Origin of the sequence: uncultured Parasphingorhabdus sp., from assembly GCF_963975555.1 — a bacterium.
Taxonomy (GTDB): Bacteria; Pseudomonadota; Alphaproteobacteria; order Sphingomonadales; family Sphingomonadaceae; genus Parasphingorhabdus.
In genome coordinates this window covers 230,501-257,254 of record NZ_CAXBHH010000003.1, presented here as the reverse complement: position 1 = coordinate 257,254, position 26,754 = coordinate 230,501, and the positions used below count along the sequence as shown (strand labels likewise).

31 protein-coding genes, 1 tRNA gene and 1 pseudogene are annotated in these 26,754 nt (G+C 56.0%); 8 read left to right on the top strand and 25 right to left on the bottom strand.

Features of this window, described 5'->3' with window-relative positions:
* Positions 1-12 precede the first annotated feature (12 nt).
* From AAC060_RS09300 to AAC060_RS09245, 12 genes are all read right to left on the bottom strand, one after another.
* Positions 13-1,539 (bottom strand): hypothetical protein, encoded by a 1,527-nt coding sequence (locus AAC060_RS09300; RefSeq protein WP_339825322.1) that lies wholly within the window; start codon positions 1,537-1,539, stop codon positions 13-15.
* A 176-nt stretch (positions 1,540-1,715) separates the two neighbouring features.
* Complete coding sequence (locus AAC060_RS09295) at positions 1,716-2,108, bottom strand: GFA family protein (RefSeq protein ID WP_339825319.1); 393 nt, start codon at positions 2,106-2,108, stop codon at positions 1,716-1,718.
* A gap of 1 nt (position 2,109) precedes the next feature.
* Positions 2,110-2,523, bottom strand: a complete 414-nt coding sequence (locus AAC060_RS09290; protein WP_339825316.1) for a DUF1330 domain-containing protein — start codon at positions 2,521-2,523, stop codon at positions 2,110-2,112.
* 81 nt (positions 2,524-2,604) lie between these two features.
* Complete coding sequence (locus AAC060_RS09285) at positions 2,605-3,384, bottom strand: transglutaminase family protein (protein WP_339825312.1); 780 nt, start codon at positions 3,382-3,384, stop codon at positions 2,605-2,607.
* Positions 3,385-3,495: 111 nt separating this feature from the next.
* Positions 3,496-4,197 carry a 50S ribosomal protein L1 gene (gene rplA / locus AAC060_RS09280; RefSeq protein ID WP_339825309.1) on the bottom strand — a complete coding sequence of 234 codons (702 nt, stop codon included), beginning with the start codon at positions 4,195-4,197 and terminating at the stop codon, positions 3,496-3,498.
* A 4-nt stretch (positions 4,198-4,201) separates the two neighbouring features.
* On the bottom strand, positions 4,202-4,633 hold the full coding sequence (rplK, locus tag AAC060_RS09275) for a 50S ribosomal protein L11 (protein WP_176280762.1): 432 nt from the start codon (positions 4,631-4,633) through the stop codon (positions 4,202-4,204).
* Positions 4,634-4,832: 199 nt separating this feature from the next.
* A complete protein-coding gene (locus tag AAC060_RS09270; protein ID WP_339825306.1) occupies positions 4,833-5,360 on the bottom strand; it encodes a GNAT family N-acetyltransferase in 528 nt (175 codons plus the stop codon).
* Between the two features lie 15 nt (positions 5,361-5,375).
* Entirely contained in the window at positions 5,376-5,912 is a 537-nt protein-coding gene (nusG, locus tag AAC060_RS09265) for a transcription termination/antitermination protein NusG (RefSeq protein WP_176280761.1), read from the bottom strand.
* A gap of 26 nt (positions 5,913-5,938) precedes the next feature.
* Positions 5,939-6,133, bottom strand: a complete 195-nt coding sequence (secE, locus tag AAC060_RS09260; RefSeq protein ID WP_176280760.1) for a preprotein translocase subunit SecE — start codon at positions 6,131-6,133, stop codon at positions 5,939-5,941.
* Between the two features lie 144 nt (positions 6,134-6,277).
* Positions 6,278-6,853, bottom strand: a complete 576-nt coding sequence (locus AAC060_RS09255) for a hypothetical protein (RefSeq protein WP_339825303.1) — start codon at positions 6,851-6,853, stop codon at positions 6,278-6,280.
* Positions 6,847-7,539 (bottom strand): DsbA family protein, encoded by a 693-nt coding sequence (locus AAC060_RS09250; protein WP_339825301.1) that lies wholly within the window; start codon positions 7,537-7,539, stop codon positions 6,847-6,849. The genes AAC060_RS09255 and AAC060_RS09250 overlap by 7 nt, the downstream gene beginning before the upstream one ends.
* Before the next feature lie 48 nt (positions 7,540-7,587).
* Entirely contained in the window at positions 7,588-8,475 is an 888-nt protein-coding gene (locus AAC060_RS09245; RefSeq protein ID WP_339825299.1) for a phytanoyl-CoA dioxygenase family protein, read from the bottom strand.
* A gap of 174 nt (positions 8,476-8,649) precedes the next feature.
* Here AAC060_RS09245 and AAC060_RS09240 point away from each other — a divergent pair, with 174 nt between their 5' ends.
* Complete coding sequence (locus AAC060_RS09240; protein WP_339825296.1) at positions 8,650-9,195, top strand: TetR/AcrR family transcriptional regulator; 546 nt, start codon at positions 8,650-8,652, stop codon at positions 9,193-9,195.
* Positions 9,196-9,198: 3 nt separating this feature from the next.
* On the opposite strand, the gene AAC060_RS09235 is transcribed toward AAC060_RS09240, so the two are convergent.
* Positions 9,199-9,588, bottom strand: a complete 390-nt coding sequence (locus AAC060_RS09235) for a VOC family protein (RefSeq protein WP_339689013.1) — start codon at positions 9,586-9,588, stop codon at positions 9,199-9,201.
* Positions 9,589-9,616: 28 nt separating this feature from the next.
* Positions 9,617-9,692 (bottom strand) — tRNA-Trp (locus AAC060_RS09230).
* A gap of 242 nt (positions 9,693-9,934) precedes the next feature.
* Here AAC060_RS09230 and AAC060_RS09225 point away from each other — a divergent pair.
* A complete protein-coding gene (locus AAC060_RS09225; RefSeq protein WP_339825293.1) occupies positions 9,935-10,303 on the top strand; it encodes a PilZ domain-containing protein in 369 nt (122 codons plus the stop codon).
* An 81-nt stretch (positions 10,304-10,384) separates the two neighbouring features.
* Positions 10,385-10,933, top strand: coding sequence for a cupin domain-containing protein (locus AAC060_RS09220; RefSeq protein WP_339825290.1), 549 nt, complete (start codon positions 10,385-10,387; stop codon positions 10,931-10,933).
* Positions 10,934-10,951: 18 nt separating this feature from the next.
* Here AAC060_RS09220 and AAC060_RS09215 read toward each other — a convergent pair whose 3' ends face one another.
* The 4 genes from AAC060_RS09215 to AAC060_RS09200 all read right to left on the bottom strand — a co-directional run bounded on the left by AAC060_RS09215 (position 10,952) and on the right by AAC060_RS09200 (position 14,146).
* Entirely contained in the window at positions 10,952-12,172 is a 1,221-nt protein-coding gene (locus tag AAC060_RS09215; RefSeq protein WP_339825287.1) for an aromatic ring-hydroxylating dioxygenase subunit alpha, read from the bottom strand.
* Between the two features lie 51 nt (positions 12,173-12,223).
* The gene (locus AAC060_RS09210) at positions 12,224-12,619 is read right to left on the bottom strand and encodes a YbaN family protein (RefSeq protein ID WP_339825285.1); all 396 of its coding nucleotides are present in this window, start codon (positions 12,617-12,619) and stop codon (positions 12,224-12,226) included.
* 51 nt (positions 12,620-12,670) lie between these two features.
* The gene (gene nhaA / locus AAC060_RS09205) at positions 12,671-13,888 is read right to left on the bottom strand and encodes a Na+/H+ antiporter NhaA (protein WP_339825283.1); all 1,218 of its coding nucleotides are present in this window, start codon (positions 13,886-13,888) and stop codon (positions 12,671-12,673) included.
* Positions 13,889-13,978: 90 nt separating this feature from the next.
* Positions 13,979-14,146 (bottom strand): hypothetical protein, encoded by a 168-nt coding sequence (locus tag AAC060_RS09200; protein ID WP_339825281.1) that lies wholly within the window; start codon positions 14,144-14,146, stop codon positions 13,979-13,981.
* A 127-nt stretch (positions 14,147-14,273) separates the two neighbouring features.
* On the opposite strand from AAC060_RS09200, the gene AAC060_RS09195 reads away from it, so the two are divergent.
* Both AAC060_RS09195 and aat read left to right on the top strand, forming a co-directional pair.
* Positions 14,274-15,179: a hydrogen peroxide-inducible genes activator gene (locus AAC060_RS09195; RefSeq protein WP_339825279.1), complete on the top strand. Its 906-nt coding sequence runs from the start codon at positions 14,274-14,276 to the stop codon at positions 15,177-15,179.
* A 63-nt stretch (positions 15,180-15,242) separates the two neighbouring features.
* On the top strand, positions 15,243-16,112 hold the full coding sequence (aat, locus tag AAC060_RS09190; protein WP_339825277.1) for a leucyl/phenylalanyl-tRNA--protein transferase: 870 nt from the start codon (positions 15,243-15,245) through the stop codon (positions 16,110-16,112).
* A 35-nt stretch (positions 16,113-16,147) separates the two neighbouring features.
* On the opposite strand, the pseudogene AAC060_RS09185 reads toward aat, so the two are convergent.
* The 5 genes and pseudogenes from AAC060_RS09185 to AAC060_RS09165 form a co-directional block, all read right to left on the bottom strand.
* Positions 16,148-16,399: pseudogene (locus tag AAC060_RS09185) on the bottom strand (DUF2155 domain-containing protein); the annotation flags it as partial.
* 185 nt (positions 16,400-16,584) lie between these two features.
* Positions 16,585-16,992, bottom strand: coding sequence for an NADH:ubiquinone oxidoreductase subunit NDUFA12 (locus AAC060_RS09180; protein ID WP_339825275.1), 408 nt, complete (start codon positions 16,990-16,992; stop codon positions 16,585-16,587).
* A gap of 81 nt (positions 16,993-17,073) precedes the next feature.
* Complete coding sequence (locus AAC060_RS09175) at positions 17,074-17,577, bottom strand: DUF192 domain-containing protein (protein WP_339825273.1); 504 nt, start codon at positions 17,575-17,577, stop codon at positions 17,074-17,076.
* 17 nt (positions 17,578-17,594) lie between these two features.
* Positions 17,595-18,230 carry a cold shock domain-containing protein gene (locus AAC060_RS09170; protein ID WP_339825271.1) on the bottom strand — a complete coding sequence of 212 codons (636 nt, stop codon included), beginning with the start codon at positions 18,228-18,230 and terminating at the stop codon, positions 17,595-17,597.
* 149 nt (positions 18,231-18,379) lie between these two features.
* A complete protein-coding gene (locus tag AAC060_RS09165; RefSeq protein WP_339825268.1) occupies positions 18,380-18,862 on the bottom strand; it encodes a regulatory protein RecX in 483 nt (160 codons plus the stop codon).
* 223 nt (positions 18,863-19,085) lie between these two features.
* On the opposite strand from AAC060_RS09165, the gene AAC060_RS09160 reads away from it, so the two are divergent.
* Together AAC060_RS09160 and AAC060_RS09155 are read left to right on the top strand one after the other, a co-directional pair.
* Positions 19,086-20,816, top strand: coding sequence for a fatty acyl-AMP ligase (locus AAC060_RS09160; RefSeq protein WP_339825266.1), 1,731 nt, complete (start codon positions 19,086-19,088; stop codon positions 20,814-20,816).
* Between the two features lie 88 nt (positions 20,817-20,904).
* A complete protein-coding gene (locus tag AAC060_RS09155; protein WP_339825263.1) occupies positions 20,905-23,274 on the top strand; it encodes an EAL domain-containing protein in 2,370 nt (789 codons plus the stop codon).
* Between the two features lie 15 nt (positions 23,275-23,289).
* On the opposite strand, the gene AAC060_RS09150 is transcribed toward AAC060_RS09155, so the two are convergent.
* Entirely contained in the window at positions 23,290-24,021 is a 732-nt protein-coding gene (locus AAC060_RS09150; RefSeq protein WP_339825261.1) for a ParA family protein, read from the bottom strand.
* Positions 24,022-24,067: 46 nt separating this feature from the next.
* The gene (gene arsC / locus AAC060_RS09145; RefSeq protein ID WP_339825258.1) at positions 24,068-24,418 is read right to left on the bottom strand and encodes an arsenate reductase (glutaredoxin); all 351 of its coding nucleotides are present in this window, start codon (positions 24,416-24,418) and stop codon (positions 24,068-24,070) included.
* 157 nt (positions 24,419-24,575) lie between these two features.
* On the opposite strand from arsC, the gene AAC060_RS09140 reads away from it, so the two are divergent.
* Positions 24,576-26,738, top strand: a complete 2,163-nt coding sequence (locus AAC060_RS09140) for a TonB-dependent siderophore receptor (protein ID WP_339825255.1) — start codon at positions 24,576-24,578, stop codon at positions 26,736-26,738.
* The last annotated feature ends 16 nt before the right edge of the window (positions 26,739-26,754 follow it).

The following is a 26,754-nucleotide window of genomic DNA, read 5'->3' as shown; positions in this document are numbered from 1 at the left end:
AGAAGTTTGAATTTAGCCAATCGTCGGAGCGACAATGCAGTCATTGGCGTACAGGCCACATGTCCAGCCCTTGAAACGGGCGTCATTTGCGTCCTTGACCGCGCCGATATAGGCGGCGTCTTCAAAGAAGGCGCTTGCTCCGCTTGCGGCGAAAGGTGTCACGCCATTTTCATTGGCACCGTTAATGAACGGGAAGGCTCCCGAAGCATTGGCGAGAGTGGACGTTCCGCTTGCCGTGTTGTTCGTGCCGGCATTGAAAATCGTCTGGATCTGCGCCACCGTAATATTCCCGTCGTCAACGAAAGACGTCGCACAGCTCATGAACAAGGATTGGAAAACCGGCGGACCTTTTTCGTCCGCGGCGGCGCCTGCTACCTGAATGGTCGTCGCGCTGTCTATGTCAATGCACGCTGCCGTGCTGTTGAAGACGCTATTGTAAAACTCGTAGTCACCGCCACCGCGCAGAAGGATGACATGATCCTGACCGCTTGAAACAAAGGTGACGTTCGCGAGCAGATGACGCTGACGTGGTTCGGCATCTTCGTCGCCGTTCGAATCGGCTTCCATCACATGGTCGCCGCCGCCAACGCGCTGAACCGCCAGCACATATTGGTTGGCACCCTGATAGCCCGAGTCCGAATCAACAGAGTCATCGTCGATGCCGGTAAAGGCCAGGTTTTTGCCGTTGACCCGACCACCGAACCATTCGACGCCGTCATCGGAACTGTTGTGGACCTGAATATTCTGGAAGAAGGTTCCGCTGCCGACGCCGGCCATGGTGATGCCATTGAGCTCGTTGCCCGGAGAAACTTCAAAGCCGGGATAGCGAACCTGCATATAGGACATCCGGCCGCTGCTGTCGGTTGGCAGAGTACCGCCGTAAACCGCGTTGGACGGCCCCTCGACAATCGCTTCACAATCGGCGCGAGCGCCGCCCGGGTTGGATGCGCCGCCGGTAGCGCAATCGGAAATCGGTGCGCGGCCAAGGATAACGATCCCGCCCCATTGACCGATGCTGTCGACACCGGCTGTACCCAATATATTCTGGCGAGAGGTGAAGATGATCGGAGCAGATGCCGTTCCTTCGGCAAAAAGCTGCGATCCGCGGTTCACGAGCAGGAAGTCACCGCCGGAAGAACCAAAGATGGTCACACCGGGTTCGATTGTCAAAATGCCTTGCGCGCCGCCGTCAACGCCGACTTCAACGCCGCCGGACAGAGAATATACAGTGTTCTCGGTAGAGGCGCGTTTGGGCAAAACAAGATTGCCCTGTATGATACCCGATACCTGACAGTTGCGAGCCTGTTCGCCATTGCCGGTGGTGATGGTTCCGACATTGGCTGTACCAACCGGACAATCGGTTGCCGGTGTTCCAGCCACAGGAGTCGGGGTGGGTGTCGGGGTAGGGGTTGGAGTCGTGCCTGGCAGTACAACCAGATTGCCTTCACCCGGTGATGCGACATCGTCGGCGCCACAGGCACTTACCGCAAGCGCGGCTGCACTGGCGAAAAGAACAGAACGGAATTGCTTATTCAACATGGATTTGTCTCCGCAGACTTTGGATTTGAAACTTATGTTCAAACGATGCGGAGCAGAATCAGCTAACCCCCATCGCCTCGGTCACGGGCAATAGGCTGGAGAGATGACGTGTGAGCTTGGATTGTGTGAAGGTTTGGCGACTCAATTATTTCAGAAATATGTCTTCCGGCGAAAGCCTACTGGTCCCGCTGCAAAACTCCCGGTTCGATCTCGTAATAGTCACCTTTGTCGGCGACAAAGATATGGCTCCAGATTTTCGTGTCCGTCGGCTGGTCGAGACAGCCCATGGCGATGGCGGTCGATTCGCGGGCTGGTGGATCCCAGAAAAGGAAGGAACCGCAGGTCTGGCAGAAGCCGCGGCGGACTTTTTCTGACGATTGATACCAGCGGATATTCTCCTCGCCGCGCACGGTCAGTTGCTTGCGGGGCACATCGATTGAGGCCCAGTAATGGCCGGATTGCTTGCGGCACTGGCTGCAGTGGCAGGCGTCGGCTTCGGGCAGGTCGCCGGCGACTTCGATCTTTATGGCGCCGCAGAGGCAGGAGCCCTTGTGGATTGCATCGGTCATATCAGCCACCTGTGCTTTTGGCTTTTATATTGAGCTGACCGGCGAGCCCCGCCTTGCGATGGACGGAAATTTCCTGATATTCCGGCGACGTCACCATTTTTTCCATCGCCGCGAGCGAGGGATATTCGACCAGGGCAACTATGTCCCACAGGTCCTCGACCTCCCCCATCATCAGACCGGTGACCCTGGCGGAAGAGACGCTGCGCGCACCAACGTCGGTGATACATTTCTGCACCGCTACGCCGTAGCGCATATAGGCCTCCCGGCCGGACAGATTGGCGTCGGAGCCATCGGCATATTCCGCCTTGTCCTTGAATTTGAGCAGATTGACCATGATGAACGGGCCATCCTCCGGCGCGTCGAAAAAGGCCGCCATCTGTTCCGGTGAGATATCGACTTTATTGGTGACTATCACGGAGAATCTCCTGCTGTGTTTAGGAGAGCTTCATAATCGGAAAAGCGACCGGATTGCACGTTTGAAATGCACGCCGCGGCGTCAGGCGCGTGCTACGCTCACCCGTTGCTCGACCATATTCATGCTGCCGAAGGCGGTAAGGAAGGAGACGTCGGTGGCGTCGCGGCCGATGCCGATCACGGCCATATCCGAAGCTTGCGCCATGCCGGTGGGGTCTATCAGATGCCAGAAGCCATCGAGAAATACCTCCGGTACAGCGTGGAAATCCTGCGGCAGGACATCGGGCGCATAGGTGCTGGCGAAGCGCGCCGGGATATTGGCGGCGCGGGCCATGCTGATCATTATATGCGCATAGTCGCGACAGACGCCCTTGCGCGCGGCAAAGCACTGCTCGGCGTTGCTGTGGACATTATCCGCGTCCGATCCGTAGGTCATCGTCTGTTCGATATAGGCGGCCATTGCAGCCACCAACGGGCCACCGCTCAGGCCGGAAAATTCACCGGTCACCACCTGATCGAAAGCATTGACCGAGCAATAGAGCGAGTTGAACAGATAGGGCACCGCGTGGCCGGGGAGATCGGATAAGGCGGTTGCGGGCAGGGCAGCGAAATCCGGATTGGCACGGTCGATTGCAATTTGCGCGTTATAGGAGATGGTGAGCTTTTCCTGCTGCGTCGTCCACAGCCGGGTGCCGATGCCGTCATGGGCGGAGACGACGGACTTGCTGTCTAAAGGTCCGACAAGAATCTCGCTGCTCGTCAATATCTGGTCGGTGGTTGCCGCCGCTTCGACCTGGACCAATATCGTGCAGGGCGCCGGGAGGCGGTAGGATAGGTCCGCGCTGATCTGCAATATCGTCATAACGGTCCTTATCATATATCCGGCGCATGAAAAAAGGCCGGGATTGCGCCCGGCCTTTTTCTAATAGCTTATTGCGTCATCCCGGCTTTCGTCGGGGCAACGTGCGAAGAACTAGGCGCCTTCAATTTCGCCGAGATCAACTTTGAGGCCTGGCCCCATGGTTGTGCTCAGGCCGATTTTGCGGACATATTTGCCCTTGGCGCCCGCTGGCTTTGCTTTGACCACGGTGGTGACCAATGCATCGAAATTCTTGCGCAGATCGGCTTCGGAGAAGCTGGTCTTGCCGATGCCGTTGTGGATGATCCCGGCTTTTTCGACGCGATATTCGATCTGTCCGCCCTTGGCGTCCTTGACCGCTTGCGCGACATTCGGGGTCACCGTACCCAGTTTCGGGTTTGGCATCAGGCCTTTGGGACCAAGAATCTTACCAAGACGACCGACAACACCCATCATGTCAGGGGTTGCGATAACGCGATCATAGTTGAGATCGCCATTTTGCATGGCTTCCATCAGATCTTCAGCACCGACGGTATCGGCACCGGCTGCCTTGGCTTCGTCTGCTTTCGCATCCTTGGCAAAGACGGCAACGCGCGCTGTTTTGCCGGTTCCGGCAGGCAGCGAGATCACGCCGCGGACCATCTGGTCAGCATGGCGAGGATCAACACCGAGGTTGATCACGATATCCAGCGTTTCGTCAAATTTGGAAGTCGAAGCGAGGCCTTTCAGCGTCTTGATGGCTTCATCAATGCTGTACAGCTTTTCGCGATCGACTTTTGCGTTGATCGTCTGCATTTTTTTGGAGAGTTTTTTCATATTCTTATCCCTCCACCACATCGACGCCCATCGAGCGCGCGCTGCCTGCAATGATTTTCATAGCCTGTTCAATGCTGTTGGCATTGAGATCGGCCATTTTGGTTTCGGCAATTTCCTTGATCTGCGAAGTCTTGATCGATCCGCCAGAAACTTTACCCGGTTCGCTTGAACCTTTTTTCAGCTTGGCGACCTTCTTGATCAGATAGCTGGCTGGTGGTGTCTTGGTTTCAAAGGTGAAGCTGCGATCCGAATAGACGGTAATCTTCGTCGGGATCGGCGTGCCTTTTTCAAGCTTGTCTGTTGCGGCGTTAAACGCTTTACAGAAATCCATGATGTTGACGCCGCGCTGACCCAATGCTGGGCCGATCGGCGGGGATGGATTTGCAGTACCGGCGGGCACTTGCAAATTGATGTAGCCATCAATTTTTTTAGCCATTTGGCTGTCCTTTTCTTTCTATTTCCGTCCTTCGACAAGCTCGGGATGAGCGGGCCCAGGGGACAGATCAAATTAAGTGGTCAAACAGAGACTGGTGTCTCTTCCCACGATGGAGCCATCGCCTTTTTCGCGATAACGCGGGCCGCATAAGGGAAGTTTGGCAGATTGGCAAGCGATTCGGGCAAGCGGGGCGGAGCTTTCAATCGCGGAGCGTAAGGCGGTACAGAAATTCTGCATCACAATGATCACCGACCATGAACGTCGTGTCGGCAATATGCTCAAAGCCATAGCGGTGATAAAAGACCTGTGCGCGGGAATTCTCGGCATAGACGCTAAGGATGATCTCCTCGCAGTCCCGCTCGCGGGCGTTGGCGATGACCCAGTCCATAAACTGCCCGGCCAGACCGGTTCCAAACTGGCTGTCATCGAGATAGAGTTGCGACAGTTCGATCGCGCGGGCCTCGCCCGGGTCATAATCCACGCCGATTCGGGTGGAAATCCTGCAATAACCAACCAAGGCACCGCTGGCCTCGTCTTCTGCCAGACGATAGATGGTCCGGGCGTCGGCTATGTTCGAAGCGATGCGGGCTTCGGAATGCGTCTGCGCCAGAAAGCTGGCCAGATCATTGCTCGAATACAGAGGCCCGAAGGCGCTGGTGAAGGTGGCTTTGCCGAGCTCCGCAAGCGCCTCGACATCGTCGGGACAAGCAGGGCGGAGCCGGATCAAGTGCGAAAGACAGCGCTAGCTGATCAGGTCGACTTCGCCGAAGTCCAGTTCGACCGGGGTTGCGCGGCCAAAGATGGATACGGAAACCTTGACCTTGTTCTTGTCGAAATCGAGTTCCTCGACAATGCCGTTGAAGCTGTTGAACGGGCCGCTCTTGACCTTGACCTCGTCGCCAATTTCGTAGCTGACCGTGATCCGTTCTTTCGGAGCGTTGGCGGCTTCTTCCTTGGTGTTGAGAATGCGGGCCGCTTCGGATTCGCTGATCGCCTGCGGCTTGCCGCTGCTGCCGAGAAATCCGGTTACCTTGGGCTGGTTCTTGACGAGGTGATAAACATCATCGGTCATTTCCAGCTTCGCCAGCACATAGCCGGGGAAGAACTTGCGTTCGGACTGGATCTTCTTGCCGCGTTTGACTTCGGTAATGGTTTCGGTCGGGACTTCGATATCCTCGACCAGTTCGGTCAGGCCGAGACGCTTGGCGTCAGCCTCGATGGCTTCCTTGACCTTGTGTTCAAAGCCCGAATAAGCGTGAATGATATACCAGCGTGCCATGCGAATAACCTAAAAATCTGTTGGGATTAAGCGAGGCTCAAGAGCCAGGCGACAAGCCCGTTAAAAACCGAATCAACACCCAGAAAAAACAATCCCAGAATAGTCGTCATGATCAGCACGAGGATCGCCGTACGGACGGTCTCGGGCCATGTCGGCCAGACAACCTTATTGGTCTCGGCCTTGACCTGATTCATGAATTCGCCTGGATTGACTTTCGCCATGCTTGATTCCTTAAAATTCGCTTCCCGGTTTCCGCATAAACTCCGGGTGTCAGTCGTTTGACCGTGTTCGGATATATGCATGATTTCGGAAAGAACCAGCCCTTTAACCGCAGATTCCCGGATTCGCAAGAAAAGAGTGGGATTTTACGCGACTTTGGCCGCTTCGATCAGCGACCGTATCCACGGAAGATGCTCCCGGCCAACGAACAGCTGGTCGGCAATGATGTAGGATGGTGATTCGAAAATGCCATCTTCTTCTGCTCTGGTCCGAATCGAAAGCAGCTTTTCACTTGCCAACTGCGGGTCGGGGACGGGCTTTTGTACTGAGGTGAGCAGGGCCGCCACGACCATCTCATCGTCGAGGTCTGCCTGTTCGTTCCAGTAAGCGGCAAAGGCGGCGCGGATGAACGGGACGGGATCGCCTTCGATGGTTGCCAGTGCGGCCAGCGCGGCATCGCTTCCGGCAGGCGTCTCTTCGAAATGCATGTCGCGGTCCTGAACTGCGGCATAATGCAACCATGTGTCGCGCTGGGAAAGGGCGCGGACGCGGCGGTGGCGCTCGCCAACCGTTTCTTCGGACTTCTCTTCGGGGATTAAAAACGGCCGTACCGAGAAGGGCAGCCATTCAATCTGCACACCTGTTTCCCGCGCCAGATCCAGTGTCGGTTCGAGCGCCAGACAGGATGCGGGGGATTTGAAATCAATGGTGACGGTCAGCATGGCTGTGTCTCCATCGCGTCAATCTCGTAGGCGATATCGGGTGCGGGACCTTGGCGTCCGGTCAGGTGCCAGCGGACATAAGGGAGGTGCTCGCGGCCAAACAGGATCGTGTCGTCAAAAACATAGGTCGGCACACCGTAGATGCCGCTAGGGTGGAGCTGCGATTGCAGGGCGTCATGCTGAGCGCGGCCTTCGCCTTGCTGGAAGGCGGCAAAGCCGGTTGAGTCGATTCCGGCCTGTCCAAGAGAGGCTTCGACCACCGCAACATCTTCGATATCCAGCTCCCGCCGCCAGAAGGGCGGATAGACGGTTCGCAGATAGTCGCCGAGCCGGTCGCGGTCATTCTGCATCACCCATAAAATCCCGATATTGGCGATTGATGAATCCCAGATTTTCTCGGTACCCTTGAGCATATGTCCCTGACGCTCGACATAGCGGCGAGCATCGCGATAGCCATATTTGATCCTCTCCCACTGGCTGGCACTGCGGGTGCTTTCGACGACCTTGCCTTTGCTCTTGCGCGCAGAGCCAAGATAGCTCGGAATATCGAGGGTCAGCGGCCGCCAGTCGAAGCGCATGTCGAGCGCTTTCTCCAGCGCCAGCGTTGGCTGGATCGCGGCAAAGGCATAAGGGCTTTTGATGTCGATATAGACGATTAGCGGCGCGTCGCTCTCCAAGGCTTTCATTTATATTCTCCCCTGAAAAACAGATGAATTGCGCTATAGTATCAGCTGTCAGTCGCTTTGGGCCGACAATTTCCGGCTCGGGTGCATGCCGTCGACATAGCCCATGAACGGTGGGTGGATATTGTAACCCAGCAGTTCCTGCACCCGTTTCGGGAGCCGCGCTACTTTTTCGGGAGATACGGCGAGCAATTGCTGCTCCAGCGGCCGGCACCAGCCCTTGCAGAATTGCGGTGTCACGATCAGGCGATGGGCATCGGAGTCATTGCCGCCGCCGCGATGCCATAAAGTTCCCTTGGCGATCATCAGCGATCCGGCCGGCATGGTCGCCTTCATCATGTCGGGATGGTCATCCTTGCCGCCGTCCTTTTTGTCCGTGAAACCCGTTTTGAAATCGGAGCCGCGATTGGCACCGCTCGGTTGTTCATCGCCCCATTTGTGGCTGCGCGGGATGATTTCAGTAGCGCCATTTGTCTCGGTGGTTTCGCTGATCGACCAGAAGGTCGACAGGCTAAGCGGGTCGCGTGGCCTGGCCAGACCACAATGGCTGTCATCAAAATGCCAGGGCTGGACGGTTTCTCCGGGATGCAGGTTGATCGCGAGGCAGGCGTAGAGCAGGCAGCTTTCACCCAGTTCCCGTTCGGCAAAGGCCAGTTGCAGCGGATGGGATATCAGGTCGGCAAATACCGGATCCTTGTCGAGCATCCCGTAAATGCGATTCGATTGCGAACCTTCGAAATTGTTGCGGCCACGGATGTCGGCATCGATCCACGGTTTGAGGGCGGCACGCTGTTGTTCGAGTTGGTCCGGGGTGAGGACCCCGGGGAAGATGACATAGCCCTCTTCCTGAAACTGGTCCCAGGCGTCTGCGAAGCTGCGACCGTGCAGATAGGTATCCAGATCCACCTCGGATGTTTCGATCCTGCTTTCAACATTCATCTGCCCGCTCCTTGATTCGACGTTGAGCATTCTTCCTAGCGCCTAATTGAATTGAATTCAATTCAATTAGGCGCTAGGGAGGGAGGAGCAAAATGGTCAAGGAGTCAGATAATCGCCGTTCAGAGTAAATCCGCCGAAAATTCCGATCACAAGATATTGCGCGCGGCCAGAATATTGGCCGCCGCCGAAGAGATTTTGCGCGATGGTGACGGCGCGCTTGAAATGGGGCAGGTAGCCGAGAAGGCCGGCGTTTCAGTCGGCCTCGCTTATCATTATTTCGGTTCCAAATCCGGCATGCTCGGCGCGATCATCGATGCCTTTTACGATCGCTACAACCATGTCGTGAACCAGTATATCGATCCGGATATCACATGGCGCGTGCGCGAGAAGCGCCGGCTAATGGCCGCTGCAGAATTTCTCTACAATGACCCGATGGCTCCGGTCATCCTTGGAAAAATGGCCCATACCAATCAGGTCGCAGCGGTCGAAGCCGCGCGTCACGAAGAAATGGTCGAGATGGCGATTCGCAACATCAGGTCCGGGATCAAGCGCGGTGATATCGGTTCCCATATTGATCCGACCATAGCAGGGGCCGCCATTACCGGCGCGATACGCAGCGGGATCATGCACGCCATGGGCATGCGGCCGCGGCCGGATCCGGCGAAGCTCACGCATCAGATATGGGGTATGATCGCAGGCGCTCTCGATATCGAGCGATAGGCCTCAATAGCGTTCGATGAGGTCCCATTTGTTTCCGAACGGATCGCGCCACTTGACGACCTTGCCGTAGATTTCCTCACGAGGTTCTTCGAGAAAATCGATGCCGGCGCGTTGCATGATCGCGAAATCACCGTCGAAATCATAGGTTTCCAGAAACAGGAAGACCCGGTCACCGGCCTGTTCACCGATCACTTCTTCCTGAGCCTCGTTGGTTGCACGCGCGAGCAATAGCCGGGTTTCGGTGCTGCCGGGCGGGGCGACCAGCACCCAGCGCTTGTCCTCGTCCAGTGGCGTGTCTTCGATCAGTTCAAACCCCATCAGGCCGATATAAAATTCGAGTCCCTGATCATAGTCGGGAACAATCAGGCTGATGGCGGAAATAAACTGGGGCATGAAGAATTCAGTATGTTGATGGAAAAAATGGCAGGAGTGCACGGACTCGAACCGTGGGCCCTCGGTTTTGGAGACCGATGCTCTACCAACTGAGCTACACTCCTGTACGGGCCGTATCGCCCTTGCGAAACAGCCGGTTCGCGCGCCTTAGCGTCCCCCGATGATTTCGGCAAGCGTGATTGTAGCCGAACATGGCAAATGCAAAGATGGTTAAGCAATTATGCCGACCTGTTTACCCCGAGGAGAAAGGCAGAGTTCACTAATATACGGATAGGTAGGGCTGTCGCTGATGGGGCAGCGGCCAAGGCGGCATCGCCGAAGCGAGGACCACGCTCAGGAGACTGAAATGCCAGACTCGACAATCCACATGCCTTCGGCTGTGGCAAATGACGACGATCAGCACATGTCTTATGCTACCGCGTCTGCCGAAGATCGATGTTCTCCGCGCCAGCGGCTTTCGATTCCGGCGAGGATGCGGTTTTCCTGCTCGAGCAGCTTTCCGGTGGAAGTGACGGATATGTCGCTCGCCGGATTCGCCTGTGACGCTTTGCTGGAAACGGCTCCGGGCACCTTGTGCTGGCTGACGCTACCGGGGCTCGGCGCGCTTGAGGCTGAAGTCGTCCAGCATAGCAAGAACGGCATGGGCTGTGCTTTTAAAAAGCTGCTCAACCTGGCTGTTCTGAACCATTATGTCGGGAAATATCCGCCTAAATGAGACGCTCCCTGCATTTTATCTGCTTTTCCCGAGGACGCATGTGCTGCTAGGTTGCTGATCCAATCTCGTCCGGAGGAATATATGAAAGACGCTGGCGCCCTTAATCCGAAAAAGCCTGAGCCTCTGAAAGTCCTGCGAATCTTCAGGGGCAAGGATGCGCCTAATCTCGATGAGGCGGGTCATATGACCTATGCCGATGACGATCCGGTGATCCTGGACGGCGCGGCCAAGCTTGGCGAAGCGGGCATTGGGGACGGCGCCGTGCTGAAATGCCTGTTCAGCGGCTTTGGTTTTTCGCTCCATTATGTCTGGTTCAAACCCGGTTATCCGTTACCGCTGCATAGCCATGACAGCGACTGCCTCTATTATCTGATCAGCGGCGATATCCGGATGGGTACGGAAGAAATGGCCGCCGGCGACGGCTTTTTCCTGCCCGCCGGTACGCCTTATACCTATACGATCGGCGACCAAGGCGTCGAGCTGCTCGAATTCAGAACCGAGGAAGACTTCGATATCCGGTTCAAAGGGAAGACCGATGCCTATTGGGAAAAAATGCTCGAAAAGCTGCGCGCTGAGCAACCCAAATGGAAAGAGGCGCTGCCCCCGGTCAGGGAATATCGAAACGTCTGAACCGGGGCCTGATGCGGCTTACTCGGCCGCTTGCAACTGCGGCGCAAAAATCCGGTTCAGTTCGGCATCATCCGCTTTGGTCAAACGGTCGACCCATTGGTGGAACACCTGTCCGCCGCCTTCGTTGCGACCGAACCAGACCTTGTCGATAAGCCCCGATTGCAGCGATTCATGCTGGCGTTTTCCGGTCTTATAATCTTCTTCGGCAACCACGACTTCGAGAAAATCGAACTGCTCCCGTGCACCTTGCCGCACCGCGTCATCGGTCGGTTCATGTTCCATCACGTAAAATTGTGTGGTGAAGCTTTCGCCAACGGTCTTGCCGGGGAACAGCTGTGATATCAGCGCGCCGCGTCCGCCGCCGCCATAGAAGCTGGCGATCGAGATATGCGGGAAGATCGTCCAGACGCCCTGCAGCAGTGCGTCGATCGGCCAGTCTTTTTCATCCATCTCGGTGAGATCGAGCTTCTCGTCGCTGCCGGTTTTCTGGATGAATTTCGACGGCGAGGAGATGCGCTGATGCGGACCCCAGGCGAAATAATTTGCGCGGTTGAAGAAATCGGCACCGAACGTGTCCTTGTGCAGGACGGGCAGATGATAGAAGTCGAGATAGCCGTCATAGGCGGTCTTCCAGTTCGGTCCCGGAATTGTCCGCTGATCAAACAGATGCCAGCCGTCGAAGCCAAAATGTTCGAGCAGGCTGTCATAGCCGCAAAGATAGGATTCGATATCGAGCGTGCTGTCCGGGTCGAGCGTTGCCCAGATCAGACCGGCCCGCTCCAGCGTCGGGAATTTCTGCAGGCAGAAAGATGCCTTGTCCACCGTGCCGAAATCTTTCGGGGAAGCAATCGCCAGCAGGTCGCCATTATTCTTGAAGGTCCAGCCATGATAGCCGCAGGTGAAACGCGATGCCTTGCCGGTGCCTTGCGCCACCGGGTTACCACGATGGGTGCAGCTATTCAGGAAAGCCTGAGCGGTGCCGTCCTTCTGCCGTGTCATCAGTACCGGAATGCCGGCGACTTCCATCGCCTTGTAGCAGCCTGGCTCGGGAAGTTCACAGGATGGCGCCATCATGAGTGGCAATCGTTTGAAGATCAGATTCTTCTCGCGTTCATATCGCGCTTCGTCGGTATAGTCGGATGCCGGCACCGAGACGACTTCGTCTACCAGTTCCATTGTATCCGCCTTGCCATGCTCAACGAGTGAACGGGTCATTTCCAACAATTGCTGCCGCGACATATTTCTCTCCTAAATTCCGGAAGAGAATATCAGATTCGCGCTCAGCTAAAACTATTCTTTATGGGCAGACGCGCGCTGCGGTGATTTTTCCGAATCAGGCTCGTTTCGGGTCCATATCCAGCTACCACTAATGACCGCCGCAGCAATTGGAATCAGGTTCCAGGGCAGTTTGACGAAGAGCAGCGCGATCACACAACTGACCGCGAACGCGACGGTCGCCGACCATTTGCCGCGCCGGGTGATCGCTCTCCGGTCGCGCCAGTTCTTGATATGAGCGCCGAAGATTCGATGTTCGACCAGCCATGCTTCGAGCCGCGGTGAACTATTGGCGAAGCAGAAGGCCGCAAGGATCATGAAGGGCACCGTCGGTAGCAGTGGCAACAGAATGCCGATGCTGCCCAGTGCCAGCGAAGCCAGTCCGGCTAGCAGATAGAGTTGCCGTTTCATCACTGCGCTCTATCACGCTTTGCGGCGAATGCCGACAGATTCGATTGGTCATTATCGGGTAGGAATTTTCCCGCCGTCAGATGCCATATTGCGATGGTCACGGCCTGACGATGACAGGAGCCGCAGCAGGCAGAAACCGAGTAGTCCGGAAATCAGCGAACCGCTGATCACGCCCAGCTTGACCGTTTCGATCTGGTCGGGATCGACAAAGGCGAGATTGCCGATGAACAGACTCATCGTGAAGCCGATACCGGTCAGGCAGGCGAGACCATAAAGTTGCAGCCAGGTGACTCCGTCCGGCCGCTTCACCAGACCTATTCTGGTCGCCAGATACATGAAGCCGAAAACGCCGACCTGCTTGCCGACGACCAGTCCGGCGGCGATGCCGAGCGCCAGTGGTGCCATTAGATCAGCCGGTCTCAGTCCGGCAAGCGACACACCGGCATTGGCGAAGGCGAACAAGGGCAGCACCAGAAAGGATGTCCAGGGATGCAGAAAATGTTCGAGATGTTTGAGCGGAGAACTGCCGTCCTTGGCGTTGAGCGGTATCGCCAGCGCTGCGATCACGCCGGCGAGGGTCGCATGGACGCCAGATTTCAGGACGCATATCCACAAGAATGTGCCGACCAATATATAGGGTGCGGTCCGAATCACACCCAGCCGGTTCATCGCGAACAGGATTACGGTTGCGCCACCAGCGAGCAATAGCGAGAAGGTCGATACTTCTGCGGTGTAGAAGAAAGCGATAATGATGATCGCGCCGATATCGTCGATAATCGCGATCGCCAGCAGCAGGATTTTCAGGGACAGCGGCGCATGTTTTCCGAGCAAGGCGAGCACGCCGAGCGCGAAGGCGATGTCGGTTGCTGCCGGTATCGCCCAGCCATTGATATTCTCCGGCACCGACCAGTTGAAATAGAGGAATATCAGAGCCGGGACGGCCATGCCGCCGATCGCTGCAACGACAGGGAGCGAGGCTTGCTCGATAGTGGATAGCTGCCCCTCGAGCAGCTCGCGCTTCACTTCCAGTCCGACCAGAAAGAAGAAGATCGCCATCAGACCGTCGTTGATCCACAGCGACAACGGCTTGGCAATTTCCAGAGCACCAAATTGCACGGCAACCGGGATGTTGAGGAAGGCGAGGTAATAAGGATTGAGCGCGCTGTTGATGGCGACCATTGCGGCCACTGCAGCGCAGAATAATATGATGCCTGCGCTGGTTTCCTGCCTGATAAATTCCTGCAGGGCTGCGCGCGTTTTTTTCACCATCGGAACATCCTCCTCTTTCTGAAAAAGAGGGGCGGCCAGCGCTCGGGGGGTGTGCTGCCGCCCCAGTTGTCGGGGGAAAGGGAAACTGATCTAGGTGCTTCGGTTCGCTGGACCCTGTTGATGCTCGCGGATGCGTTCGGCCAGGCTGCGCTGCAGCATTTTCAGCGCGTGCATTTTTTCGTCATTGTCATGGCCAGCCGTGACCCGGTTGCCCGGCTTGCGGCGCTTTCGAAACGGGCTGTTGCTATATTCTTCCACGATATATCCTCTTTTTATCGCTCTTTGGCTGCGATATGGTTGATATGAAGAAAATCGCGTGATAACTCCAATCGAATGAAATCATAAAAAGCGATAGATTTCTTCTATTGGATGGAGTGACAGCGCTATGCCGACTTTGCGCCAATTTGAATATCTCGTGGCGGTCGCCGACCATGGCCATTTTGGCAAAGCCGCTCAGGCGGCCGGAGCCTCGCAACCAACTCTGAGCCATCAGTTGCGTGCCCTTGAACAAAGACTCGGTGTGACATTGGTCGAGCGGCGCACCCATGGCGCAGAGCTCACGCCAGTCGGTCGGGAGATTGCCGCGCGCGCGCGTCATGTGCTGGTCGAAGTGAAGGATATTCGCGATCTGGCGGAACGGGCAAGCGACAGTCTCGCGGGAATTTTGCGGTTCGGGGTTTCGCCGACGCTTGGTCCTTATCTGATGCCACCGGTGATCGCGGCGCTGCACCGCAGCCGTCCGGACCTGCGCTTCTATATGCGCGAAGGGATACCCGATCTGCAGGCGATGGAACTGACCAAGGGTTCGATCGATATGCTGCTGGGACCCTTGCCGATCGAGGGCGAAAATCTGCACATCGAACCGCTGTTCCGGGAACCGCTCATTCTGGTTGCGCCGCCGGATCATCCGCTCGCATCGAGAAAGAATCTGGTGCTTTCCGATCTGGCGGGATTGCCGGTGCTGAGTCTGGACCGGCGGCATCACCTCCATCGCGATGTGGTGCGCCAGTGCCAGCAGCATGACATGAACCTGTTGCGCGATTATGAAGGGACCAGTCTCGATAGCGTTCGACAAATGGTCGCTTCGGGTCTGGGGCTGGCTATATTGCCGGAACTCTATGTTCGTTCGGAGCTGTCACGCGGTGGTGATGTCGCGTTGCTTGATGTCGAAGGCTGGTCGGTAACCCGCAGCATTGGTGCCGCCTGGCGCACCAATGCCGGCTTCGCCAGCGAATATGCGGCAATTGCGGAGAAAATTGCTGACGAGGCCCGGGTATTGATGTCCACGTGACGGATCGCAATCTGTGCCACTTTCCAATTGTCCGAACGGGGCTGATAAGGTTATCTGATATTCATGGCCATTGATCTCGACCTGCTGCTGAAAGCTTATGCTTCGGGCATATTCCCGATGGCGGATGCGCGTGATAATCCGGACACTTTCTGGGTGGAACCGAAAGCGAGGGCGATCATACCGCTCGATAATTTCCAGATGTCGCGCTCCCTCCGCAAAACCATCAGGTCCGACCGTTTCCGGGTCAGCACCGATACGGCCTTTGCCGACGTGATCGCAATTTGTGCCGCGGAAGCATCGGATCGCAAGGAAACGTGGATAAATGCCGAAATCGAGGAAGCATTTAACAGCCTGCACCGGCTGGGCTTTGCGCATAGCGTCGAATGCTGGCAGGCGGATGATGCGACGGGCGAGGACAGGCTCGTCGGGGGACTCTATGGCGTGGCAATCGGCGGGGCTTTTTGTGGGGAAAGCATGTTTTCCCGGACCCGCGATGCCTCAAAAGTGGCATTGGCCTGGCTCGTAGCCCGTCTCAAAACCGGAGATTTTTGTCTGCTCGATTGTCAGTTCATGACGGACCATCTGGCATCATTGGGTGCGATCGAAATCAGTCAGGATGAATATGTGGAAAGCCTGAAAAAAGTTCGAGCCTATGTGCCGTCTTCGGATTCGGCGATGAGATCACCGATAACATCTGCTGGCGGTCTGTTCGCTGCTGGAGCAGATCCGGTGGCGGGAGCGGCAGGGGCCGGTCTAACGGACGGCGCCACTGCTGGCGCAGCGGTTTCCGGCACGGTTTCATTCGGCGCGCTGGATGTGCTGTTGGCGAGATTGGACGAGGACGTTCTCGGTGCCGTCGGATTGACCGAATCTCCGGGCGCATCCTCTTCACCCGGGAAGCTCATTGCGCAGCTTTTGACCCAGACATCATAGATCGGGTGTTCGACAACATTCAGCGACGGTGATTCGCGAAACAGCCAGCCGGAGAAAACCCGTTTCCATTGATCTTCACCCGACCGATTGGAGGGGCGCTCGTTGACCAGAAGCTGGACGAAGGCACCTTGTTCGGGCGTCAGTTCCCAGGGTGCGGTTTTCTCGCACGCACGCAAGCGGACGATCGCCCGTCCGATGCGGATCGACTGACCGGGCCGCAGTTCGAGATCCCGGGTAAGGCCGTTACGTTTGTTCAGGAAACCGAGTGTGGCGACGCGCTCCGCCATCGGTGTTCCGATCTGATCGGTCACCGATGCGACCAGATCATTATCGCTCGCCGCAGCCGCCTCGGCTTTTTCGGCTGCCTGGCCGGTTGCATTTTCCTCGACATTATCGCCGCCGAACCAGCCACAGCCGGACAGCAGGATCGTTGCCAGAATCGGGAACAATATTGAGTGGCGTGCCATGCCTGTCATTCCGCTTCGGCGGGGTTCCAGGATTCATAATCTCCGGTCGCTGCCGCGCGGTGGCCGCCTTCTTCCAGTGCACCTGCAGGACGATAGGCTTGCGCCGTGCCGGTCAGATTGCCGCTGGGTTCCTTTTCCCAGATGCGGGCCTGCGGCAGATGGCTTTCGGGGATCTCGTCATAGCTGTTGTGGAGCCAACCATGCCATTCGGGTGGCACGCGGCTGGCATCATTGGCGCCATTGTAGATGACCCAGCGCCGTCTGGCAGGATGGCCGGAGCTTTCTTTTTTTGACTGGAAATATTTATTGCCAAAGACATCTTCGCCGACGCCTTCGCCATTGCGGGCACTGAACAGGGCCGTGCCGATAGTCGCGCCGTCCCACCAAGTGAATATTTTCGCCAATATGCTCATGCCGTCCGCTTAGCCCTGCAGGTACGCGCTCCGCAATGAAAAAATGTCAAATCGGATGGATGTTTGCGGATGGGAACAGGATCACTGCCAGGTGACGATGTCACCGGGTTCGATACCCAGTTCTGCCGCCCGGCCGGCCGCTATTTCAAACACGGTGGCAATCGGTTCGTTGGAGAGAACCGGATCGAGCGAATAGGGGGTGGTATTGGCCGCAATCGATTCGATTGTTCCATCCCTGCGGATGAATATAATATCGAGGGAAATGACAGTATTCTTCATCCAGAAACTGGCGACGCGATCTTCTGGGAAAGGGAAAATCATGCCTTTGTCGGCCACCAATTTGGTCCGGAACATCAGGCCCCGAGCCTGCTGAGCGCTGGTTTCCGCGACTTCGACGATAAAGGCATGAGACGCATCCGACGTCTGGACGCTGAGCGGCACCTGCTTGAGTCCGGCCTCGGAGAGCGGCAATGCGCTTTGCTGGTTATTCGTAGTGGCTTCACCAGGTTGGGCATTGCAACCCGACAGGTTGAAGGCGGACAACAGCATCAGGGAGAGCGGGATCGCCTTAGGTATATTGTTCATTTGGGTGATTTTCTTCTTCAGGCTGGGGGCGATAGGCAGACTTGGACAGCCATATGGCCGCGGCCACCATCTTTTATGCGGGCCCGTAATTGCTGGCCCGGAACGACTTCGACAATCCCCGCGTCGCGGAGCGTTTCCATATGCAGGAAAATATCGCCGCCAAATTCACGGCTGACGAGAAAACCGTAGCCTTTGGCGCGATTAAACCATTTTACTTCTGCATCGGTGAACGGGGCTTGATCGTCATCTACAGCATGTATCGGCTGTGGCGCGCCTGATACCGCTGGCTGGCCATATTCTGCCGTGCAAGTGGACAGGTCGATGTCGAGAATTTTTGTTGCCTGCAGTCCCTTGGGGGCAAGCACATATTCACAGGTGACCGTTGCCATCTCGGGCAATTCCCGTGTGCCCAGGGGTTCGAGGAGGCTCCAGTGAATCAATATATCCGATTGGGATGAGCGATTGTCACCAGCATCGTTCTCGTCAGAATCGTCTTTCTCGGGAACGATGAAGCCGAACCCGCGATGACAGTCGAACCATTTTACGCGGCCCTTGGTGCGCAGCACTTTCACATCGGGCGATGGATGATCATCGTCGCTGGTGTGGGCTCTGTAAAAATCCGCAGGGGCTGGTTCCGCAAATAAGCTTGCCACAATGCATCTCCGAACAAAACTAAGCTAAATCATAGAGTCTACTGACTTTTCGACTCGGTGTCCGGCTTATATCACAGAGAATATATCATAATAATCCGGACCTGGCGATTCTCCAGCTTTGACATACCAGTCCAGGCGTCTGGCTCCGGCTAATCTTCCGGTGTTATATCTTCGCCTGGCTTGGCAAAGACAAAGCGGGATGCGACGTCGAAATCATGGCCGGCCCTCAGGAAAGCCTGCAATTGCTTGCGGCATTTATCCGCTTCCTGCTGGGTTTCGGCATAGGGACCGATCCGCCGCTTGCGGGCAAATTTATCCGCAGCCATCCAGCTGTTTGATTCACTGATCTGGAAGGCTTCACGTCCGTCTGCCTCACCGATACCTGCCTGATACAGGGCGTGCGCAACACGGCGGGTGCCATAGCCACGCCGGTTGAGGGCAGAAGCCTTGTTTTGTGCGTATAATGCATCATCAATATAACCCAGCGAAGCCATCCGCTCGACCAGTTCCTCGACAGCGGGTGGATCGGCATCTTGCCATTCCCTTTCGCCTATTTTTCGCTGCAGATATACCGCCAGTTTTTTCCGGCTCGTTGCATATCGTTCGACATAGCGTATAGCGAGCCGATTCAAGCTCTCCCCATTTAACGTTTTAACGCTGTTTTTCAACGGCTTGGCCTTCTGGTTTGACGTTTGCCCTTTTTGTGCCACAGTCGGGCCGAAATTTAAACGCCAGAGGTCATCAATGACATAGTTAGATGAGTCTAGAGGGCGGTCGAAATACAGACCGGATTCCCTTGCCGAATGAAGAAGATTGGTTTTTAGGAAGGCTGGACCTTCCGGAAATGGATATTGGATGACCGAATTGACAGCAACGCCGACCCTGGATGAGCTTCCCCGCCGTTTCTCGGATTTTGACACGCTGGGAGGTGCTCTGGATTATGCGGCGCAAGGACAAAAGGGTTTCAATTTTCACGACGCCCGTGCTGCGCTTGTCCGGGCCTATCCGTTCAGCGAATTGCGTGAAGATGCTCTGGCGTCCGCAAAACGGCTGATCGCATCCGGCATCAAGCCGGGCGACCGGGTCGCGCTGATAGCCGACACCGAACCTCAATTTTGTGCGCTGTTCTTCGGTGCTGTCTATGCCGGTGCATTGCCGGTGCCCTTACCATTGCCGACATCCTTTGGCGGCAAGGAAAGCTATATCGAACAGATCGGTGTGCAACTGGACAGCTGTACGCCGGCGCTTTTGCTGTTTCCGGACGAGATATCGGAATTGGCGGAGGCAGCTGGCCAGTCGCGGAATATTCCGGCTTTCGGCTGGGATAAATTTGCCGAGCAGGATGCGCCGGATACGCAATTGCCCGAAGCCGACAGCGGCGATATTGCCTATCTGCAATATTCCAGCGGCTCGACCCGCTTCCCGCACGGTGTTGCGGTCTCGCACAAGGCGTTGCTGCATAATCTGGGCTCGCATGCGCATGGCATGCTGATTAACGACACCGATCGCTGCATTTCCTGGCTGCCTTTCTATCACGACATGGGTCTGGTTGGCTGTTTCCTGTCGATGGTCGCAAACCAGGTTTCCACCGATTATCTCAAAACCTCGGATTTCGCGCGGCGGCCGTTGTCCTGGCTTGACCTGATTACCCGCAATCCCGGAACGTCCTGCAGTTTCTCGCCGACCTTCGGCTATGACATTTGCGCGCGACGGATTGGCAGCCAGTCCAACGTGGAAGAACGGTTCGATCTGTCGCGCTGGCGACTGGCGGGCAATGGTGCCGACATGATCCGGCCCGATGTGATGCAGCGGTTCACCGACGCTTTCGCGTCGGCGGGATTTGATGCCAAGGCTTTCCTGCCGAGCTACGGTCTCGCAGAAGCAACGCTTGCCGTGACATTGATGCCATCGGGCGAAGGCATGGAAGTGGAACTGGTGGAAGAAACCGAGCTGTCCGGCGAGAAGCAGAGCGACGGCAGTCGTCCGAAACGCTTCCGCGCGATCGTCAACTGCGGCAAGCCTGTGCGCGATACATTGCTGGAAATCCGCGAAGAAAACGGGAATGTGCTGGCGGAGAAAACCGTTGGCAAGGTCTGGATGCAGGGCCCGGCGGTGATGGAATGCTATTATGGCGATCAGGAAGCGACCGATGCCTGTCTGGTGGACGGCTGGCTCGACACCGGTGACATGGGATATCTGTCCAATGGCTATCTCTATATCGTCGGTCGCGCCAAGGATATGATCATCATCAACGGCAAAAATCACTGGCCGCAGGATATCGAATGGGCGGTGGAACAATTGCCCGGCTTCAAGGCTGGCGACATTGCCGCCTTTGCCATCACCACGCCGGGCGGAGAAGAAACCCCCGCTGTGCTTGTACAATGCCGGACCTCGGATGAAATCGAGCGTTTGCGGCTGAGGAACGAGATCAAGGAAAAGGTCAGAGCGATCACGGGGATGAATTGTGTGATCGAACTGGTGCCGCCAAGGACATTGCCGCGTACCAGCTCGGGCAAATTAAGCCGGGCAAAGGCCCGGAATCTCTATCTTTCCGGTGACATTCAACCTTATGCGGTTGCAGCCTGACCGGGACGAACTTCTGTTCCTCAGAATTTGTACGAAAATTCGGTCGCATGCTTACGTTTCGCTAAGATTTTAGGCTTAATGGCGATGTGTGCAAAAAATTCTCTCTCAATCCGGTTTGCCGCGGGAAATCCCGCTGAGCGTTTTACTTGGCCTGACTGATCCCGAAGGGGTCGAGTGGGGCCGGATTCGTGCGTTGCAGTTTAACGGCATTCACCAGCATAGCTTTCTGAAAATCATTTCGGCGATCGTGTGCGGTTTGTTGACGCTGCAATGGGGCGCGGGTCTGATCAACAGCCTGTACCTCGGCCTCTGGCTGACGGCATTGTGCGGATTATATGTCTATTCCCATATATTGTACCGCAAACAGTCGACGTGGCAGCGAAGGTCCATCGATCGTGGCGAGACCGCGATGGTTCATCTGCTTTCCCTCGCTGGCGGCTTGATCTGGGGCAGCGCGTTTCTGCTGTTCGCATTTAATACCGATTTCGCGACCCTGGTCCCGCTTTGGGCCATGATCATCTGTCTGATGGTGGGGTCGGCGATAATGTTCTCGGCGATCCCGCTGTGCAGCATCCTGTTCATCTCCTCGTCCAGCGCGGCGATGATCTTCGGCTGGTTGCATGGCGACAGTTTCGAACTGGCATTTGTGTCGGGGGCGATCGGCGTTCTGTTGATCTCTGCCTGTCTGATGACCGGACGTTCCTTCATCGACCGAAAGGTCGCGGAAGCGAGTCTGAACGAAAAAAGTGAAGTGGTCAGCCTTTTGCTCAAGGAATTCGAGGACACCGGAGCCGACTGGCTGTGGCAGACAGATACATCGCGTCGGATGACGCATGTCTCGCCGCGATTTGCCCATGCCGTCGGCCAGCCTGCAGACGCGATCGAAGGCAAGCCGTTCCTGCAGCTTGTCGCCGGAGAATCCTGGGAGAGCGGAAAATTTTCAAGCGCCTTGCACGACCTGGCGGACAAGCTGAAACGGCGTGACAGTTTCAGCAATCTGCTGGTGCCGGTCCAGATCAACGGCGAAAATCGCTGGTGGGAATTGTCCGCTTCTCCGAAGCTCGATGATAGCGGCGTGTTCCACGGATTTCGCGGTGTCGGGTCGGATATCACCCAGCAACGCGAATCAGCGGACAAAATATCGCATATGGCCAGATTTGATACGCTGACCCGTTTGCCAAATCGTCTGCAGCTGACCGAAGCTCTCGGCAAGGCATTGCAGGCGTCGGAAAAATGGAGCGGTCGCTGCGGCTTTATGATGATCGATCTTGATCGTTTCAAGGCGGTGAATGACACGCTTGGACATCCCGTGGGCGATCGCCTGTTAACCCGTGTGTCGGATCGGCTGCGGTCACTTATGACCGACAACGAACTTTGTTGTCGTCTGGGCGGCGATGAATTTGCGATCGTGATCAAAGACGCTACCGATCTGGATTATGTGGAAGCCCTTGCTCAGCGGATCATCGACAGATTGTCGCAAATTTATGAAATCGACCAGCATACGCTCTACATCGGAGCCAGCGTAGGGACGGCAATCGGTCCGCGAGACGGACGCACGGTCGAAATGCTGATGCGAAGCGCAGATCTCGCCCTTTATCGATCGAAAGATCAGGGCGGCGGCGCCTATAATCAATATGAGCCGAAACTGCATGTACAAGCCGAAGAGCGGCGAGTGATGGAAATCGCCCTGCGCAAGGCGCTAGAGAAAGGCGAACTGTCGTTGAACTACCAACCGGTGGTCAGCGCTGACTCGGGCAGCGTCGTCGGTTTTGAGGCGCTTCTGCGCTGGACCAGCCCGCAATTCGGAATTGTATCGCCCGCGAAATTCGTGCCACTGGCCGAGGAAGCACGGTTGATTGTTCCGATCGGTGAATGGGTCCTGCGTACAGCATGCCAGGAAGCGATGAACTGGCCCTCTGCCGTCAAGGTTGCCGTCAATGTTTCCGCAGACCAGTTGACCGAGGTCAATTTCCTTTCGACCATTGTGTCAGCGCTCGAGGATAGCGGACTTCCTCCGCATCGTCTGGAGATCGAAGTGACCGAGAGCATTTTCATGCGCGAGGGTACCGGGGCGGCAGAAATGCTGGATCAGATCATTGCGCTGGGGATCAACCTGTCGCTCGATGATTTCGGGACTGGCTATAGCTCACTCGGCTATTTACGCAAAACGCGTTTCACGACGATCAAGGTCGATCGCAGTTTTGTTCAGGGCGCTGCGAAAAAGGCACCGGAGAGCCTTGCCATCATCCGTGCTGTGGTGGCGATGGCGGATGCCCTGGGCATGTCAACGACCGCCGAAGGCGCCGAGACAGAGGAAGAAGTGCAGATGATCAAACAATTGGGCTGTACCAAGATCCAGGGCTATTATTTTGGCCGGCCGATGGTCGCCGAAGATGCGCGGATATTGTTTGACACATTCGATGGCGAGCAGCTGGAATATAGCAGAAAATCTGCATAGGCCTACGCGACCCGTCTATTTTTTCGCCAACCGCTTTTCAATTCCTCGCCAAATTCTGGCATAAGCCTGGGCGGCAGGGCTGCGTGGTGCGAAACTGCCGATCGGCTTTCGCAATTTCGTCATATGCTCAACGGCGCTCGACATCGGGATGACCGGCCATTCCGGCTTGTTGAGCAAGCCCTCGTTATGGATGGTTCTCCGCCGATCGACCATTGTGTACACCGGTAGCAAGGGAGCATGTTTTTTTCCGGCGCTGTTGAGGAATATCTGCACATCGCTGAGCGCTCGTTCCGAGAGCGGCGACGGAATGGTCGGAACAATCACAATATCCGCATTGCGCAGAATCTGTTCACTGGTCTCCGACAGGCCAGGTGGGCAGTCGAGGATGATCCGGTCATAGGCCTTGCCCAGTTCCTTGAGCAGCTTGCCGAGATGTCGCTTTTTGCCGATCTGGAAAAACAGCTGGTCAAGACTGCGCAGCGAAACGTCGGCGGCCAGAAGATCCAGATTTTCAATCCCGGTATGTTTGATCAGCTTGGCTGGCTTTATATTGCCGGCGATCATCGCGCGTGCCCGATCTTTCTCCACATGGTCACCGTTCAATATGAACGAAGCGGCGCCTTGCGGGTCGAGATCCCAGAGCAACGTCCGCCGGGAACTGCCAACAGCGCTATTCCATGCCAGGTTTACCGCAGTACAGCTTTTGCCGACGCCGCCTTTCATGCTGTATATTGCTACTACCGACATCATCTTTCCCGGTTTGTTTATTCCAATCCGACGAAAGAATGCCGTGTCAGAGTATCTCTTGCACGATTTCCTGCGGACGACACAGTCTCACCCCTTTGTCGGTCTCGACCAGAGGCCGGTTGATCAGCATCGGCTCTATGGCCATGGCATCCAGAATCTGGTCGGCCGTGGCGTCGTCTTTCGTCAGTCCCAGTTCTTCGGCTGGAGAACCCCGGACTCGTAGGCCTTCCTGCGGGGTCATGCCAGCATCGCTGTAAAGCTGTTTCAGCTTGGCACGGCTCGGCGGGTTTTTCAAATATTCGACCACGGTCAGGTCAACGCCGGGTGTCTCTTCCAATATCGCCAATGTCTTGCGCGATGTGCCGCATTTCGGATTGTGCCAGATCGTGGCTTTCATGTTTCTCTCCCGTTGAGCCAAAGCCGCTTCATAAACACAAGTTCGACCATTGTTTCAAAGAATAATTCATCAGATCAAAGATTCATTGTTGCATGTGATAACTATTCTCATTAGCTGGCGAACAATTGAGAATGGTTCTCATATTGGGAGTTTGTCTGTGAATATTGTTACACGCCGTTCGTTGCGCTTTTTTTCGTCTGCCAGTCTCGTCGCGATGGCGGCAAGTCCGGTGCACGCATCAGGCCAAGAGGCATGGGAGGAAGGCTTCTCAGACACTAAGGAGATCATCGTAACCGGTGAGAAAGAAGGTTATGTCGCGATCAGCAGCGCAGGCCTGAAAACCGATACGCCGCTGATTGATACGCCGCAGACCGTTTCGGTGATGACCCGCGAACAGCTTGATGATCAGGCGCTTCAGGATATTGGCGATATTCTTCGCTACACGCCCGGCGCATCGATCGGGCAGGGCGAAGGCAATCGCGACCAGATCACCATCAGGGGGCAGAATACTACTGCCGACTTCTTCGTCGATGGTATTCGCGATGATGTCCAATATTTCCGGCCGCTCTATAATATCGAGCGGGTTGAAATCCACAAAGGCCCCAACGCGATGATCTTTGGTCGTGGTGGCGGTGGTGGGATCATCAACAGGGTGACGAAATCACCGATCTCCGATCGGCAGTTTGGCGAAGCGACAGCCAGTGTCGACAGCTTTGGTGCATATTATCTTGCCGGTGACCTGAATCTGCCCGTCGGCGATTCCGCTGCCTTCCGGCTCAATGGCCTTTACGAAGAATTCAACAACCATCGCAATTTTTACGATGGCCGGCGCTTCGCGATCAACCCGACTTTCGGTGCCGAACTGGATGATAAGAACCGGATCTTGCTCTCCTACGAATATGTTGATGATGATCGCGCGGTAGACCGCGGCAATCCGGCGGAACTGCGCGCCGCAGGGGATGCCTGCTCGTTTGCCGACCCTTGTGGCCCGCTTGCCGGATATCGCGATACATTGTTCGGCCAGCCCGGAACCAATCGCACGACGCTGCAAGCCCATATCGTCAAACTCCGGGTGGAGCATGATTTCAGTGATGAACTGAGCTTCAGTTCGACAACCCAATATGGGGATTATGACAAGCTCTATCGCAACATCTATCCGGTGGATGCGGTGAGCAACGACATCCGGCTGACTCCGGTCGCCGATTCGGTCACGCTCGACGGCTATGTCGACACCACCGACCGTGAAAATTTTATCACCCAGGGTAATTTGTTGTGGACTGGCGAGACGGGTTCCATCGGCCACAGTCTGTTGCTCGGTTATGAAATTGGCCAGCAAAAATCAGCCAATGCGCGGCGGGATATATTATTTGCTTCCAGCAATGATGATCTGGTCGTCGTTCCGCTTGCCGATGTGATTGCTGTTCCGGCGTTCACCTTTCCGGCCTTCAGCCGCAGCACCGTGTCCGACCTCAAGTTCCTGTCGCTTTACGTGCAGAACCAGATCAGTATCGGGGACCATTTCGAGATCATCGGCGGCGTGCGTTTTGATCGATTTGATCTTGATGTGAACGATATTCAAAGCAGCTTGTTGCTGAGTCGGACGGACGAGAAATTTTCACCGCGATTCGGCGCGATCTACAAGCCGCAGGAGAATATCTCGATCTATGCGAGCTATGCAAAAAGCTTTCTGCCACGTTCGGGTGACCAGTTTCTGACGCTCACCCTGAGCAATGCCAATCTCGCGCCGGAAACATTCGAGAATTACGAAATCGGTGTAAAATACGATCTGACATCGGGGCTTAGCCTGACCGCAGCGCTGTTCCGCCTTGACCGCGATGATCAGTCGATTCTCCTCGACAATCAGGGCAATAGCACCTTGTCCGGGTCGCGGACCGAAGGCGTGGAATTTCAGCTGGTCGGCAAACTCACCGACCAATTGCAAATCAACGCGGGCTATAGCTATCTGGACGGCCAGCAGCGCAATGCAAGTAGCCTAGGCGGGCAGGATTTGCGTCTGTTCCAGGTGCCGGAGCATATGATATCGCTGTGGACAAAATATGATTTCACCGCACAATTTGCGGCCGGTGTCGGCGTGACCCATCAATCAAGCCAGTTTGCGACCAACGACAATAGCGTCCGCATACCCGCCTTCACTCGAGTCGACGCTGCTCTTTACTATGAGGTAAGCGAGAAGGTGCAGGTCCAGCTCAACGTGGAAAATCTGTTCGACGAAACTTATTATCCGTCGGTCCATAATAATGACAATATTTCAACCGGTGAACCGCTCAACGCGCGGCTGACCGTGAAATTTGGTTTTTAAGGGTCTCACCGGATTT

What these genes read in the sequence shown, in the direction of transcription:
- AAC060_RS09300 (WP_339825322.1), bottom strand. Translation starts at nt 1,539, where the DNA reads ATGTTGAATAAGCAATTCCGTTCTGTTCTTTTCGCCAGTGCAGCCGCG.
- AAC060_RS09295 (WP_339825319.1), bottom strand. Translation starts at nt 2,108, where the DNA reads ATGACCGATGCAATCCACAAGGGCTCCTGCCTCTGCGGCGCCATAAAG.
- AAC060_RS09285 (WP_339825312.1), bottom strand. Translation starts at nt 3,384, where the DNA reads ATGACGATATTGCAGATCAGCGCGGACCTATCCTACCGCCTCCCGGCG.
- rplA (WP_339825309.1), bottom strand. Translation starts at nt 4,197, where the DNA reads ATGAAAAAACTCTCCAAAAAAATGCAGACGATCAACGCAAAAGTCGAT.
- rplK (WP_176280762.1), bottom strand. Translation starts at nt 4,633, where the DNA reads ATGGCTAAAAAAATTGATGGCTACATCAATTTGCAAGTGCCCGCCGGT.
- nusG (WP_176280761.1), bottom strand. Translation starts at nt 5,912, where the DNA reads ATGGCACGCTGGTATATCATTCACGCTTATTCGGGCTTTGAACACAAG.
- secE (WP_176280760.1), bottom strand. Translation starts at nt 6,133, where the DNA reads ATGGCGAAAGTCAATCCAGGCGAATTCATGAATCAGGTCAAGGCCGAG.
- AAC060_RS09255 (WP_339825303.1), bottom strand. Translation starts at nt 6,853, where the DNA reads ATGCTGACCGTCACCATTGATTTCAAATCCCCCGCATCCTGTCTGGCG.
- AAC060_RS09250 (WP_339825301.1), bottom strand. Translation starts at nt 7,539, where the DNA reads ATGAAAGCCTTGGAGAGCGACGCGCCGCTAATCGTCTATATCGACATC.
- AAC060_RS09245 (WP_339825299.1), bottom strand. Translation starts at nt 8,475, where the DNA reads ATGAATGTTGAAAGCAGGATCGAAACATCCGAGGTGGATCTGGATACC.
- AAC060_RS09235 (WP_339689013.1), bottom strand. Translation starts at nt 9,588, where the DNA reads ATGCCCCAGTTTATTTCCGCCATCAGCCTGATTGTTCCCGACTATGAT.
- AAC060_RS09225 (WP_339825293.1), top strand. Translation starts at nt 9,935, where the DNA reads ATGCCAGACTCGACAATCCACATGCCTTCGGCTGTGGCAAATGACGAC.
- AAC060_RS09220 (WP_339825290.1), top strand. Translation starts at nt 10,385, where the DNA reads ATGAAAGACGCTGGCGCCCTTAATCCGAAAAAGCCTGAGCCTCTGAAA.
- AAC060_RS09215 (WP_339825287.1), bottom strand. Translation starts at nt 12,172, where the DNA reads ATGTCGCGGCAGCAATTGTTGGAAATGACCCGTTCACTCGTTGAGCAT.
- AAC060_RS09210 (WP_339825285.1), bottom strand. Translation starts at nt 12,619, where the DNA reads ATGAAACGGCAACTCTATCTGCTAGCCGGACTGGCTTCGCTGGCACTG.
- nhaA (WP_339825283.1), bottom strand. Translation starts at nt 13,888, where the DNA reads ATGGTGAAAAAAACGCGCGCAGCCCTGCAGGAATTTATCAGGCAGGAA.
- AAC060_RS09195 (WP_339825279.1), top strand. Translation starts at nt 14,274, where the DNA reads ATGCCGACTTTGCGCCAATTTGAATATCTCGTGGCGGTCGCCGACCAT.
- aat (WP_339825277.1), top strand. Translation starts at nt 15,243, where the DNA reads ATGGCCATTGATCTCGACCTGCTGCTGAAAGCTTATGCTTCGGGCATA.
- AAC060_RS09180 (WP_339825275.1), bottom strand. Translation starts at nt 16,992, where the DNA reads ATGAGCATATTGGCGAAAATATTCACTTGGTGGGACGGCGCGACTATC.
- AAC060_RS09175 (WP_339825273.1), bottom strand. Translation starts at nt 17,577, where the DNA reads ATGAACAATATACCTAAGGCGATCCCGCTCTCCCTGATGCTGTTGTCC.
- AAC060_RS09160 (WP_339825266.1), top strand. Translation starts at nt 19,086, where the DNA reads ATGACCGAATTGACAGCAACGCCGACCCTGGATGAGCTTCCCCGCCGT.
- AAC060_RS09150 (WP_339825261.1), bottom strand. Translation starts at nt 24,021, where the DNA reads ATGTCGGTAGTAGCAATATACAGCATGAAAGGCGGCGTCGGCAAAAGC.
- arsC (WP_339825258.1), bottom strand. Translation starts at nt 24,418, where the DNA reads ATGAAAGCCACGATCTGGCACAATCCGAAATGCGGCACATCGCGCAAG.